The sequence below is a fragment of the Parasphingorhabdus sp. genome, assembly GCF_036963705.1.
Taxonomy (GTDB): domain Bacteria; phylum Pseudomonadota; class Alphaproteobacteria; order Sphingomonadales; family Sphingomonadaceae; genus Parasphingorhabdus.
Genome location: NZ_JBALUT010000029.1, coordinates 21,202 through 34,091 on the forward strand (window position 1 = coordinate 21,202; position 12,890 = coordinate 34,091).

13 protein-coding genes are annotated in these 12,890 nt (G+C 56.2%); 10 read left to right on the forward strand and 3 right to left on the reverse strand.

Annotated features, from left to right (window positions below):
• Window positions 1-27: 27 nt before the first annotated feature.
• From V7680_RS08610 to V7680_RS08620, 3 genes are read left to right on the forward strand one after another with little or no spacing between them, the layout of a single operon-like run.
• Entirely contained in the window at window positions 28-1,617 is a 1,590-nt protein-coding gene (locus tag V7680_RS08610; protein ID WP_335652878.1) for a peptide MFS transporter, read from the forward strand.
• 16 nt (window positions 1,618-1,633) lie between these two features.
• The gene (locus tag V7680_RS08615; RefSeq protein ID WP_335652879.1) at window positions 1,634-3,043 is read left to right on the forward strand and encodes an amidohydrolase; all 1,410 of its coding nucleotides are present in this window, start codon (window positions 1,634-1,636) and stop codon (window positions 3,041-3,043) included.
• Window positions 3,040-4,335 (forward strand): amidohydrolase family protein, encoded by a 1,296-nt coding sequence (locus V7680_RS08620; RefSeq protein WP_335652880.1) that lies wholly within the window; start codon window positions 3,040-3,042, stop codon window positions 4,333-4,335. Before V7680_RS08615 ends, V7680_RS08620 begins: the two co-directional genes overlap by 4 nt.
• A gap of 3 nt (window positions 4,336-4,338) precedes the next feature.
• On the opposite strand, the gene V7680_RS08625 is transcribed toward V7680_RS08620, so the two are convergent.
• Together V7680_RS08625 and V7680_RS08630 are read right to left on the reverse strand one after the other, a co-directional pair.
• Window positions 4,339-5,331: an aldo/keto reductase gene (locus tag V7680_RS08625; RefSeq protein ID WP_335652881.1), complete on the reverse strand. Its 993-nt coding sequence runs from the start codon at window positions 5,329-5,331 to the stop codon at window positions 4,339-4,341.
• Window positions 5,328-6,548, reverse strand: a complete 1,221-nt coding sequence (locus V7680_RS08630; protein WP_335652882.1) for a dicarboxylate/amino acid:cation symporter — start codon at window positions 6,546-6,548, stop codon at window positions 5,328-5,330. Before V7680_RS08630 ends, V7680_RS08625 begins: the two co-directional genes overlap by 4 nt.
• Before the next feature lie 172 nt (window positions 6,549-6,720).
• Here V7680_RS08630 and glmM point away from each other — a divergent pair, with 172 nt between their 5' ends.
• Genes glmM through V7680_RS08655 form a run of 5 tightly spaced genes read left to right on the forward strand, consistent with a single transcriptional unit; the run spans window position 6,721 to window position 9,797 of the window.
• The gene (gene glmM / locus V7680_RS08635; protein WP_335652883.1) at window positions 6,721-8,061 is read left to right on the forward strand and encodes a phosphoglucosamine mutase; all 1,341 of its coding nucleotides are present in this window, start codon (window positions 6,721-6,723) and stop codon (window positions 8,059-8,061) included.
• On the forward strand, window positions 8,061-8,288 hold the full coding sequence (locus V7680_RS08640; RefSeq protein ID WP_335652884.1) for a DUF1272 domain-containing protein: 228 nt from the start codon (window positions 8,061-8,063) through the stop codon (window positions 8,286-8,288). Before glmM ends, V7680_RS08640 begins: the two co-directional genes overlap by 1 nt.
• The gene (locus tag V7680_RS08645) at window positions 8,282-8,473 is read left to right on the forward strand and encodes a hypothetical protein (RefSeq protein WP_335652885.1); all 192 of its coding nucleotides are present in this window, start codon (window positions 8,282-8,284) and stop codon (window positions 8,471-8,473) included. Before V7680_RS08640 ends, V7680_RS08645 begins: the two co-directional genes overlap by 7 nt.
• On the forward strand, window positions 8,470-9,243 hold the full coding sequence (gene thiD, locus V7680_RS08650) for a bifunctional hydroxymethylpyrimidine kinase/phosphomethylpyrimidine kinase (protein WP_335652886.1): 774 nt from the start codon (window positions 8,470-8,472) through the stop codon (window positions 9,241-9,243). The genes V7680_RS08645 and thiD overlap by 4 nt, the downstream gene beginning before the upstream one ends.
• Complete coding sequence (locus tag V7680_RS08655; RefSeq protein ID WP_335652887.1) at window positions 9,240-9,797, forward strand: ribonuclease HII; 558 nt, start codon at window positions 9,240-9,242, stop codon at window positions 9,795-9,797. Before thiD ends, V7680_RS08655 begins: the two co-directional genes overlap by 4 nt.
• Here V7680_RS08655 and V7680_RS08660 read toward each other — a convergent pair.
• A complete protein-coding gene (locus V7680_RS08660) occupies window positions 9,794-10,825 on the reverse strand; it encodes an acyl-CoA desaturase (RefSeq protein WP_335652888.1) in 1,032 nt (343 codons plus the stop codon). The two genes, V7680_RS08655 and V7680_RS08660, sit on opposite strands and share 4 nt — an antisense overlap.
• A gap of 334 nt (window positions 10,826-11,159) precedes the next feature.
• Here V7680_RS08660 and V7680_RS08665 point away from each other — a divergent pair, with 334 nt between their 5' ends.
• Together V7680_RS08665 and V7680_RS08670 are read left to right on the forward strand one after the other, a co-directional pair.
• Window positions 11,160-12,299, forward strand: a complete 1,140-nt coding sequence (locus tag V7680_RS08665; protein ID WP_335652892.1) for a site-specific DNA-methyltransferase — start codon at window positions 11,160-11,162, stop codon at window positions 12,297-12,299.
• A 190-nt stretch (window positions 12,300-12,489) separates the two neighbouring features.
• The coding region (locus V7680_RS08670) for a dihydropteroate synthase (RefSeq protein WP_335652889.1) at window positions 12,490-12,890 on the forward strand (401 nt) is incomplete at its 3' end.

The window sequence follows — 12,890 nt, forward strand, 5'->3', positions numbered from 1 at the left end:
CCATATAGTATATCGGGGAGTTCATAAATGGCTGGTGAGTATCTGGAATCAGGTGATGCAAGAGGAACATTCCTCGGACATCCCAAGGGACTTTTTGTTTTGTTCTTTGCCGAGATGTGGGAGCGTTTTTCCTATTACGGCATGCGGGCCCTGCTGATATTCTACCTCGTTCAACACTGGATGTATTCTGATAGCGAAGCTGGCGTCATTTACGGTGCCTATACCGCTCTTGTTTATATCACACCGGTTGTGGGCGGCTATCTTGCCGACCGTTATCTCGGGCAGCGAAAAGCAGTCGCCTTCGGTGCATTGCTTTTGACTTTTGGCCATTTCTTGATGGCTTTCGAAGGAGACGGCGGAGGTCAGGCTGACCCTGCGATCAATATCTTCTGGCTGGCACTTGCCTTCATCATCGTCGGTTCGGGCTTTTTGAAAGCCAATATCTCGGTCATCGTCGGCCAGCTTTATACGCGAACCGACATTCGTCGTGACCCGGCCTATACGATTTTCTATATGGGCATCAATCTTGGTGCCGCGCTGGGAGCGATCATCGCAGGCTGGCTCGGCCAGACCTATGGCTGGTCATACGGCTTCGGAGCTGCCGGACTGGGCATGCTACTGGGCCTTGTGGTGTTCATCTGGGGCAAGCCTTTGCTGGTCGGTCGTGGTGAAGCGAATGATCCTCAGCTTCTGGAAAGCAAAGTCGGTGGAATCAAATTTGAATGGCTGCTTTATCTTCTCAGCTTTGCGACCGTCGGTCTGGTCTGGATCTTGATTCAGTATCAGGCGTTGGTTGGGTCGTTGCTGGGCATAGCCGGAGCCATATTGGTGATCTACGTGCTCTACACGGCAGTTGCCAAGCTGGGCCCCCAGGACCGTGATCGCATCTTTGCGGCGATGTTCCTGATTTTCGGTTCGATCCTGTTCTGGGCTTTGTTCGAGCAGGCCGGTTCTTCGCTGAACCTGTTTACCGACCGCAGCGTTGATCGGAACATATTGGGCATCGAAGTCCCGGCATCCGTGTTCCAGTCGATCAATGCGATCTATATCGTATTGCTGGCGCCCGTATTTGCGCTGCTCTGGACCATGCTAGGTCGCAGGGGGCTCGAGCCTTCTGCACCGGCGAAATTCGGTTTGGGTTTGATCCAGCTTGGCGCGGGCTTTCTGGTACTGGTTGCCGGTGCGCTGGCAGCCGGAACCGGTAACCTTACTCCGGTTCTGTTCATCTTCCTGATCTACCTGCTGCATACGACCGGCGAGCTTTGCCTGTCTCCGGTGGGCTTGAGCGCGATGAACCGTCTGGCGCCTTCGCATATGGCCAGCCTTATCATGGGTACGTGGTTCTTCGCCTCTGCGACCGGCAACTTTGCTGCCGGGCTAATCGCTTCGGCGGTTGGTGCGGAAGGGGCAGGGCCGGACCGTGTGCTGGAAGTCTATTCAACCGTTGGTTGGGTTGCAGTCGGGGTCGGCGTTGCGGTGATCGTTATATCGCCAATGATCAAGAAACTGATGCATCTCGATACGCTTGCCGACGACAATGTCGGTGACGATCTGGAAGGCCAGTCGGAATTTGGTGACCCACAATCTGCCGGTATCCATCCGACGACGAAGCCATAATTATAAGGGACTTGCTATGAGAATTCGGGCTTTGCTGGCATTGGTTGCCGGCGGATCGTTGATGGCCGGTTGCGCGGCTACCGCTGCGGACACAAACTCTGCCAGCAGCGCGCAGCCGGGCCAATCGGCCAAGTTGGCGAAGTCCGAAAAACAGGCGTTCCCGTCGACCTACAAGGCCTACGCGTCGACTCCTACCGCGATTACCGGCGTTACCATCTTTGATGGCGAAGGCGGGGAAATTGCAAATGGCACCGTTTTCATGGCGGGCGGAAAGATCACGTCTGTCGGTGGGCCGGACACGGCAATCCCCGGAGGCACCAATATTGTCGATGGCTCCGGCAAATATGTGACGCCGGGTATCATCGATGTGCACAGTCATCTGGGCGACTATCCGACCCCAAGCGTGTCGGCGCATAGCGATGGTAATGAAGCGACTTCTCCGGTGACTCCCGAAGTCTGGGCGGAACATAGTGTCTGGCCGCAAGACCCCGGTTTTTCACGGGCGTTGGCCAATGGCGGTATCACCTCGCTGCAAATACTTCCCGGTTCGGCCAACCTGTTTGGTGGCCGTTCGGTTACGTTAAAAAATGTTGCGGCACGGACAGTACAGGCGATGAAATTCCCGGGTGCGCCTTATGGCATGAAAATGGCCTGCGGAGAAAATCCGAAGCGGGTTTACGGTGGCCGCAATCGAATGCCGTCGACGCGGATGGGCAATCTGGCGCTCAACCGGCAAACCTGGATCGACGCACAGGAATATCGCAGCAAGCGCAACGATGCCAAGCCGCCCAAACGGGACCTTGCCAAGGAAACTTTAGTCGGCGTGCTGGACGGAGACATTCTTGTCCACAACCATTGTTACCGCGCTGACGAGCTTGCCCAGATCATAGATATGTCGAAGGAATTCGGTTATAAGGTGACCGCATTCCATCACGCCGTCGAAGCCTACAAGATTGCCGATATACTTGCGGAGGAAGGCATATGTTCAGCGGTCTGGGCGGACTGGTGGGGCTTCAAGATGGAAGCCTATGACGGCATTCCGGAAAATGCTGCACTGCTGCAAAATGCCGGAGCCTGTGTGATCATCCACAGCGATGACGAAAACCAGATCCAGCGGCTGAATCAGGAAGCGAGCAAGGCGCTTGCCGATGGCCGGGCGATGGGAATTGAAATCAGCGATGCGCAAGCGATCCAGTGGATCACGCTCAATCCTGCCAAGGCAATGGGTATCGACGCGATGACCGGCAGCCTGAAGCCGGGCAAGATGGCCGACCTCGTATTGTGGAACGGCAATCCGCTGAGCGTCTACTCGCGGCCAGAGAAAGTCTGGATCGACGGTGCGCTGCTGTTCGATAGCGGTGATCCGAAACGTCGTCCGATCAGCGACTTCGAACTTGGCCAACCCGGTGAAGGAGACGTGAAATGAAGCGTTTTACCTTGTTACTGGCCTCTGCTGCAGCCTTGATCGCAGCGCCATCTGCTGCCCAAACCACCGCGATTACCGGTGGCAGGGTTGTGATCGGTGACGGCAGCGCGCCGATCGAAGGTGGCACCGTATTGATCCGCAATGATCGCGTCGTCGCCGCTGGAGCCAATGTTACTATTCCCGCCAATGCGCGGCGGATAGACGCGACCGGCAAATGGGTCACGCCAGGCATCTTTGCCGGGTTCAGCCGGATCGGCCTCGTCGAGGTCGGCGCGGTCACGCAGACCAACGACATGAACGCCAGCGGATCGCCATTCTCGGCGGCGCTCGATGTTCAATATGCGATAAATCCCTTTGCCTCGGCTGTTGCGGTCAACCGCGCGGCAGGCGTCACCCGCGCAGTCGTTTCTCCGAGCACTGCCAAGTCGATTTTTGCCGGATATGGCGCGATCGTCGATCTCGGGCAGGATGAAAATCCGATCACCCAGGCGCGTGCTTTCCAATTTGTTGAACTGGGTGAAACCGGTCATAGCCGGGCAGGCGGAAGCCGTTCTGCCTCGCATATCCAGTTTCGTGCTATGCTCGATGAAGCGCGGACATATGCCCGCAACCCGGCGGCGTTCGACAGCGACCTGCTCAAGGCCTCGGATGCAAAGGCGCTGTTGCCGGTGATCAACGGCGGCACCAAGCTGCTCGTCCATGTTGAAAGTGCAAACGACATTTTGAAGGTTCTGGACCTGCGCAAGGATTTTCCTGCGCTGAAACTGGTGCTGGTCGGGGTCAATGAAGGCTGGCGTGTCGCGGGCCATATTGCGGAAGCAGGCGTGCCTGTGCTGGCATCTGCTCTAAGCGACTTGCCTTATGGCTTTGAAGATCTGTCTGCTACCCAATCGAATATTGGCCGGATGAAAGCCGCTGGCGTCAAAGTTGCGATCGGTATGATCAACGACAATGACGCCCATCAGCTTCGCTATTCGGTTCAATATGCCGGCAATCTGGTCGCACTCAATAAAGTGCCCCGGGCTACCGGTCTGAGCTGGAACGAGGCCTTCGCCGCGATCAGTTCTGTGCCGGCGGAAATCATGGACATGGGCGGGCAACTGGGTTCGCTCAAAGCCGGCCGTCAAGCGGACGTGGTGATCTGGACCGGGGATCCGCTAGAGCTTTCAACCCAGGTTGAAAAAGTGCTGATCGACGGCGTCGAACAGTCGCTGAGCAACCGGCAAATCCGGCTTCGGGACCGCTATCGCAACCCGACCCCGGGCGCTTTGCCAAAGGCTTATGACCACTAGATTTTAGAGGCGCACCATCGACATCATTCTATCGCCGTAGCGGAGACCAGCGGTGCCTCCAACGGGCGCCGCGGCTTCCAGTTCGTCGAGGTCGGCTTTAGTCAGTTCGATGTCGACCGCGACCATACTGTCTTCCAGGGTCGCGCGTCTTTTCGAACCAGGGATCGGCACGATGAAGTCACCCTGAGCCAACAGCCATGCGAGAGCAATTTGTGCAGGTGAGCCGTGATGGCGGTGGGCGACTTCCTTGACCACATCTACCAGTTTCATATTCTGATCAAAATTCTCTTCCGAATAACGGGGGTCATTGCGACGATAGTCATCCTCGGGCAAATCATCGCGACTGCTGATCTGACCGGTCAAAAAACCGCGACCGAGCGGGCTGTAAGGGACAAAACCGATACCGAGATCCTGACAGATTGGGAGGATGTCTTCCTCGATGCTGCGTTCCCAAAGAGAATATTCGGACTGCAAGGCCGCAATTGGATGGGTCGCGTGCGCTTTTTTCAGCGTGCCGGCTCCGGCTTCCGACAGACCGAGATAGCGGACCTTGCCCTCGGTCACGAGTTCGGCCATCGCGCCGACCGTTTCCTCGATCGGAACATTGGGATCTACGCGGTGCTGGTAGAACAGGTCAATCGTATCGATTCCGAGCCGGCGCAAGGATCCTTCGCAGGCGCGGCGGACATTGGCCGGACTGGAATCCACGCCGGATACCTGGCCGTCGTTGAACGCGAAGCCAAATTTGGTCGCGATGACCAGCCGGTCACGGCGACCGCGGATAGCTTGCCCGAGTAATTCTTCGTTTATCAACGGGCCATAGACTTCGGCGGTGTCGAAAAAGGTTACGCCCAGTTCGATCGCCCGGTCGATGGTCGCGAGACTTTCTGCCCGGTTCGCTATGCCATACATGCCTTTACCAATGCCTGCCATTGGCATGCAGCCTAAGCCAAGCGCGGAAACCTCCAACTCGCTGCCCAATTTACGATATTTCATGTCATATCTCCCTCGCTGCGGGCGAGCGTCGCGGTCACGCTCATGTTCGTGCTAACATTGGCCACGGTTCGCATGATATCAGGAAATGTCTCGATCGCCAAAAGCAGAACCAGCGGTTCAATAGGGACTCCCATGGCGATGCAAATTGGCGCTATCGAGGTGATGAAGCTTATCGAGCCGGGCAGGCTGACTGCGCCCATGGTGGTGATTGCCGCGACCACCACGCCAATCGCCAGCATGCCAATCGACAATTCGATGCCCATCAGATGGGCGATGTAAATAACGACTGCAAGGTTCATGCAGGGACCGGTTGCGCGAAACAGCGCGACCGCGATCGGCAGGACGACATCGGCTGACCGATCCCCTACACCCATCGCCTTGACGCCGCTGACCATAGCCGGCAGCGAAGCGAGCGAGCTTTGTGTGGAAATGGCCACTGCCTGGGCTGGAGCGGAGGCTTTGAAAAAGGCAATCGGTCCGCGCTTTCCACCGACGAAGGTCAGAATATAACTGAAAATCCAGACGATCGCGCCGACGCTGCTGACGATCAGAACATAATGGAGCAATGCCCCGAACGCAGCCAGACCAGCGGTCGCGCCGACGCCCAGAGCCAAAGCAAAAACACCGAGCGGTGCGAGCGCCAATACCCACTGGATAAGGATCAGCAACGCGTTGGCAATCGAATTGAAAAACTGGTCCAGCATCACGCGTTGGCTATCTGGCAAGCGGGTGATCGCAAAGGCGAATGCCAGCGCGAAAACCATCAATGGCAACACCGCATCTTCTGCGGCAGCCGCAATGGCGTTTGTGGGAATGAGCGCGCGGAGGAATTCGCTGAACGGCGGTACATCGCCGGGGGGAGCCGTATTGCCCAGTGCCGACCGCAGAGCCGCTGCCGCATCGATATTGAGCGGGAATATTTCAAGCAAGGCGGGCGTTACCAGGGCAGCCATGGCTGAAGAACACCAGAGTATGAATATCATGAAAAATATGGCGCGGGCGGTCATCCTTCCTGCGCGGGCCATGGCTGCTGCCTTGCCGATGCCAACGATCAAGAGGGTGAAAACCAGCGGGATGACCGTCATCCGCAAGGCATTAAGCCACATATTGCCGACAACATCGGCGGCTTCGACGAGCAACTCGCTCTTGGGGCCGAAAAACAATCCGATCAATATACCGAGAACCAGAGCAAGGAGTATGATTAGCGCTTTTTTCAATATTCTATCCCTTGCCGTCTACGGAGGGTTTATCAACCATGGCGACCAGCTTCTGGCAAGAGATGATTATGTGTAAAATTTACCTTTGGCGTCATTCCTTCTTGGTCTCCCGACGGTCCATCGGCTAGAGACGTTCGCAGCGGGGCACGTCGATTTTGGGATGTAAGTTGAAATGACAAAGAAATTTTTTGGCACCGATGGTATTCGCGGTCTGACCAACAAACACCCGATGACCGCCGAGATCGCGATGAAAGTCGGACAAGCCGCCGGGCGACATTTCTTGCGGGGAGATCACAAACATCGTGTCGTGATTGGCAAGGACACCAGGCTGTCCGGCTATATGATGGAGAACGCTCTGGTCGCCGGATTTACCAGTGTCGGAATGGACGTGGTACAAGTCGGACCGATGCCGACGCCCGCCGTGGCTTTGCTCACCAGATCAATGCGCGCCGATCTCGGTGTCATGATTTCTGCCAGTCACAATCCCTATTATGACAATGGTATAAAATTGTTCGGACCCGACGGATTCAAGCTTTCCGATGAAGACGAGCTCAAGATTGAGGGCTATCTGGAAGAAGAGACGTTATTAGCGCCCGCGGCCGATATTGGCCGGGCCAAAAGATTCGAGGATGCTCGCGGTCGATATATCCATGCGGTCAAAATGTCGCTGCCCGACCATATAAGGCTCGATGGCCTGAAGATTGTCTGCGATTGCGCCAACGGTGCTGCTTATCAGGTGGCCCCCTCGGCTTTCTGGGAATTGGGCGCCGAGGTCATCGCGTTGGGGATTACCCCCAATGGTTTGAATATAAATGACAAATGCGGTTCAACCGACGTTGCGATCCTGCAGGAAACCGTCGTCTCTTCCGGTGCCCATATCGGTATCGCGCTGGACGGAGATGCCGACCGCCTAATCGTTGTCGATGAAAAAGGGCAAGTGGTTGACGGCGATCAGTTGATGGCCTTGATCGGGTCCAGCTGGAGCCGCAATGGCTTGCTGCGCGGTGATGGTATCGTCGCCACTGTGATGTCTAACCTCGGGCTGGAACGGTTCCTGAAATCCCAGCATCTTGATCTGATCCGGGCGAATGTTGGGGACCGCTACGTTCTCGAAGAAATGAAAAAGGGTGGCTACAACGTCGGTGGCGAGCAATCCGGTCATATGATCCTGCTCGATCACGGTACCACCGGTGACGGCACGGTTGCTGCCTTGCAGGTGCTTGGCGAATTGGTCGAGAGCGGTAAACCTGCCAGCGAATTGCTGCATCTATTTGATCCGGTGCCGCAACTGCTAAAAAATGTTCGTTACAGCGGCGGTCAGCCGCTTGAGAGCGAGAAGGTCAAGGCAGTGATCGCCGAGGCCGAGAAAGAGCTGGAAGGCGCCGGCCGACTGTTGATTCGCAAATCGGGCACAGAGCCGCTCATCAGGGTGATGGCAGAGGGTGACGACGAAGCTCAGGTCCATGCCGTGGTCGACCGGATCTGCGCTGTTGTAGAGGAGGTAGCTGGCTGATGTTGGAAATGCGCCCTGATTGTGAAAGCTGCGGCAAGGATCTTTCCGCCGAGCAGGCTGTCGCGCTGATCTGTAGCTTCGAATGCACATTTTGCGACGACTGTAATAGTGAGAAACACAAGGGAATATGCCCCAATTGCGGTGGCAAACTGGAACCTCGACCGACCCGTTCGACGGAATTGCTGGAAAAATTTCCGGCTTCTACCCTGCGGAAGTATAAATGCTGAGCTTTCTTGATGCGATGGACGCCCGAACCATAGTGGTGATCGGTCTGATCCTGCCCGTCCTCGTTACGCTGCTACTATTTTTCTTTGCCAGGGGCTTTTTTCGCCGGTTCTGGATTCTGATCCTATTACTAGCCGGTGCGATGGAATGGTTCCTGATCGTTCAGGTCGGGCCGCTGTTCCTGTGACAGTAACCTGTCCGCGGATATTGTCGATTGCCGGTTCCGATAGCGGAGGCGGTGCGGGCATCCAGGCGGACATCAAGACGATCACCATGTTGGGTGGCCACGCGATGACGGCGATTACCGCGATCACTGCGCAGAACACGCTGGGGGTCCAGTCGGTTCATCAAATACCAACGGCGATGATATTGGACCAAATTGAATCGGTGGTCAGCGACATTGGCATCGATGCGGTCAAGATCGGCATGATCGGAAGCGCCGACGCGGCGCGAGCGGTGGCGCAATATCTTGATAAGCTCAGTATAGCGGTCGTCTTCGATCCAGTGATGGTTGCGACCAGCGGCAGCGCGCTGGCGGATGATGACACGATCGCGACCTTTGGCGAGCTGATGGACGTGGCATCGGTGGTCACGCCAAATCTGCCTGAGCTGGCGGCACTGGGCGGCAAGGACGAGGTCTTGGGACATGGCTGTCATCTCGTCATCAAGGGTGGTCATGGCGACGGCGCTGTGGTTGTCGACGAACTTTATTCGCCGAGCGCTCTGATCAGAAGGATCGAGGGCAAGAGACTGGACACCGATGAAACCCACGGCACCGGCTGCACCTTTGCCAGCGCGCTGGCTTGCGGACTGGGCAGCGGGATGGCCCTTGAAGCGGCTTTTGAACAGGCAATTTCTTTCACCCGCATCGCCATTATCGAAGCACCCGGGCTCGGTCAGGGCAGTGGTCCGCTGGGCCATCAATTTGTGACCGACTTTCAGGACGATGATCGATGATCGCTGGCGTAGACGAAGCGGGCAGGGGCCCGCTCGCTGGCCCCGTCGTAGCCGCAGCGGTAATCCTGCCCGATAATCACGGCATCATCGGACTCGACGATAGCAAGAAACTGACCGCCAAAAACCGGGCGCGGCTTGAGCAGGAAATCATCGATTGTGCCCGCTTTTCGGTAGCCCAATGTTCCGAGATCGAGATTGACGAGATCAACATATTGCAGGCGACCATGCTAGCGATGACCCGAGCTGTGGAAGGTCTGAACGCAGTGCCCGATCATGTGCTAGTCGATGGCAACCGCCTGCCCGAATGGAGCTATTCAGCCGAAGCTGTAATCGGCGGGGACGCCATCCATCCCTGTATTTCTGCGGCCTCGATCCTTGCGAAAGAATTCCGCGACCATCTGATGATCGCAGCGGCCGAGCAATTTCCGCAATATGGCTGGGAGCGCAACAAGGGCTATGGCACAGCGGAGCATCTGGCTGCGCTCAGGCAATATGGACCGACGCCTTTGCACCGGCGCAGCTTCGCGCCAGTGTCCCAGATGGAGTTGCTCTAGGCTTCTGCTTCAGCCGGTTTTGGCGCAATTTTTCGGTTGGCCAGAATCCATTCGCCGTTGTCGCTCTTGATATATTTGGGCTGGCGGGTGACGTTCCAGACCAGACCCATTTTCTCCAGCAGCAATAAGACATAGCCAGCAATGTCGATTTCCCACCATGCCATGCCCTGAAAGCTGGCGCGGGGGTGTTTGTGATGATTGTTGTGCCAGCCTTCGCCGAATGTGAGCAGGGAGAAGAGAAAACTGTTCTTGGCGGTGCCTACGCCCTTGGTGTGGCGCTGCGACCCGACAACATGGGCGTAGCTGGAAATCCCCAGGGTGATCTGCAATACGACGAATGTCCGGAAATAGCCGCCGATCAGGATCGTGCTGATGACATGATCCCAGCCACCAAAGGCAAGGCCCCAGATGCCGGGGAAGATGATCAGCGAGAAGATCAGCCAGTACCAGCGGGTTTTGTGAAGCCAGAGCACCACAGGATTGTCGGCAAGGCCTTTGCCATAGATGCTCATGTCGGTGACGCAATCGTCCATGAACCAGCCGAAGTGCGAATGGAACATGCCTTTAAGCTTGCTGGTCTTGCGTCCCCGGCCATCAAGCCATGGACTATGGACGTCGCCGACTTCGTCGCTATGCGCGTGATGACGCCGGTGATCGGCCGCCCAGCGGAGCACCGACGACTGGATCGACATCTGCGCCATCCCACCCAATATATATTGCATCGGCACCGACGTATCGAAGGCTTTGTGCGAATAATAGCGGTGAAAGCCGAGCACGATTCCGAGCATCAATATGATATAACCAGCGATGAAAGCCGACCATTCGACCCAGCCTGTGTCATAAGTCAGCATCCACCAGACTGCGGCGACCGATCCGAAAATTTTTGATCCGAACACAATTGCATATTCCCAGCGTTTCTCGCGCGCTGCTTCTCCGCCGACAATCACGCCAGGATGGGGGCGGGGTTCATCGCTCTGTTGGGCGATGCCATATTCATGCTGATATTCATCTCGGAAATTGCGCGTCATCTGTTTCCTGACCCCTCGGACATATGCGTTTTGAAGCATATCTGTTGATCAAACTTATAGCTTGAACGCCAGTTATTGTGAACCAGATTTGAAATTGGACGATATAACCCGCCAGATCAAAATAAATATTCGTCAGCGAGTCTTTTCCGTCACACCACTAGGGATTGAGTCTGGCCTTGTGGCCCTGACTCCATATCTGGTTACGGACTCGTTTCGTTCTCCCGTCAAGTTTTCCGTTAACCATTAAGATACGCCTTTAACCTATATTAACGGCCTTGACCGCCGGCTGTTTCGGACTCACCGTTAACCCCGTTGGAAAAAGGGATTGAGTTACATGGGGATTATCGAGCGTATTCACGCACCCAAAACACGCACCGCGAAAAAGCCTGTTGTAAAGGCTGATGCGTTGCCATTGGGGCAAATATTGAAGATGGATTGTGTCGCAGCAATGGCATCGCTACCCGATGCGTCGGTCGATATGGTCTTCGCCGACCCGCCTTATAATCTCCAGCTCGGTGGTGATCTTTACCGTCCGGAGGGCGGGCAGGTCGACGCGGTCGATGACGCCTGGGACCATTTCGACAGCTTCGCTGCCTATGATGCCTTCACCAGGGCGTGGCTGGCTGAAGCACGCCGTATTCTCAAGCCCGACGGGTCTCTCTGGGTCATCGGCAGCTATCACAATATTTTCCGGGTTGGCGCTTCGCTTCAGGATCTAGGCTACTGGATTCTCAACGACATCATCTGGCGCAAGGCCAATCCGATGCCCAATTTCAAGGGAACCCGCTTCACCAATGCGCATGAAACCCTGATCTGGGCCTCGAAATCGGAAAAATCGAAATATACGTTCAACTATCGCGCGATGAAGAATCTCAACGACGAATTGCAGATGCGCAGCGACTGGGTGATGCCGATTTGCGGCGGTCAGGAACGTTTGAAACGCAATGGTACCAAGGCGCATCCGACCCAGAAGCCGGAAGCACTGCTTTATCGCATCATGCTGGCGACGACCAATCCCGGGGATGTTGTGCTCGATCCGTTTTTCGGTACCGGCACCACCGGAGCGGTTGCAAAGCGACTGGGCCGCGAATGGATCGGTTGCGAGAAAGAGGATGCCTATTGCGAAGTCGCCGAACAGCGCATCGCCGAAGCTTTGCCGCTCGACGAAAGCTCGCTCAAGACCATGCAGTCGCCGAAATCCAAACCGCGGGTTGCCTTTGGCACGCTGGTAGAAACCGGTTATCTGAAGCCCGGCGACGAATTGTGCAGCAAGAACCGCAAGTTCAAGGTCAAAGTCCGGGCCGACGGCTCGATCATCTGGGACGGTCAGGAAGGCTCGATCCACAAGATCGGCGCGACCGTACAGGATGCGCCAAGCTGCAATGGCTGGACCTATTGGTATTATGATGACGGCAAGACGCTGAAGCCGATCGACAATCTGCGCCAGACCTATCTGCTGGCCACCGAACCCTGATATGGGCTCGCCAATGGAAGAGTTGGAAGCATGTGGAACGGGTGCCAGACTCTATCTGAAGCCGGTTGGGCTGGTTGATAGTCCTCAATGGCATGAAGATAAAAATCAACGTTTAAACAATAGCTTGATTTGGTTTTCTCAGATTGAATATTTAGTTGTCGAGGCCGGAAAACCAAATCTCAGAGGCCTGGTGAATATCACCCAATGGCCGGAATGGTCGAAAGCCCTTCCAGAGCCATTGGCGATACGGGCTGCGGCGTCATTTGCCAATCTCACCCGGCATCATGAACCGCTGCAATGTGGCGAGCGGATCATCCGGTTCGACCAGCCGCACGTCATGGGCATTCTCAATATTACGCCCGACAGTTTTTCCGACGGCGGCAAACACACGGATGACCCCGACAAGGCGGCCGAGGCCGGACTGGCTATGGCCGCATCCGGTGCGTCGATCCTTGATATAGGTGGAGAAAGCACTCGGCCTGGTGCGGCCGAGGTCTGGGAAGGTGACGAAATCAACCGCGTAGTACCGGTGATCGAACGGCTCGCCCATTGCGGCGCAGTGATCTCGATCGACACCCGCAAGGCAGCAGT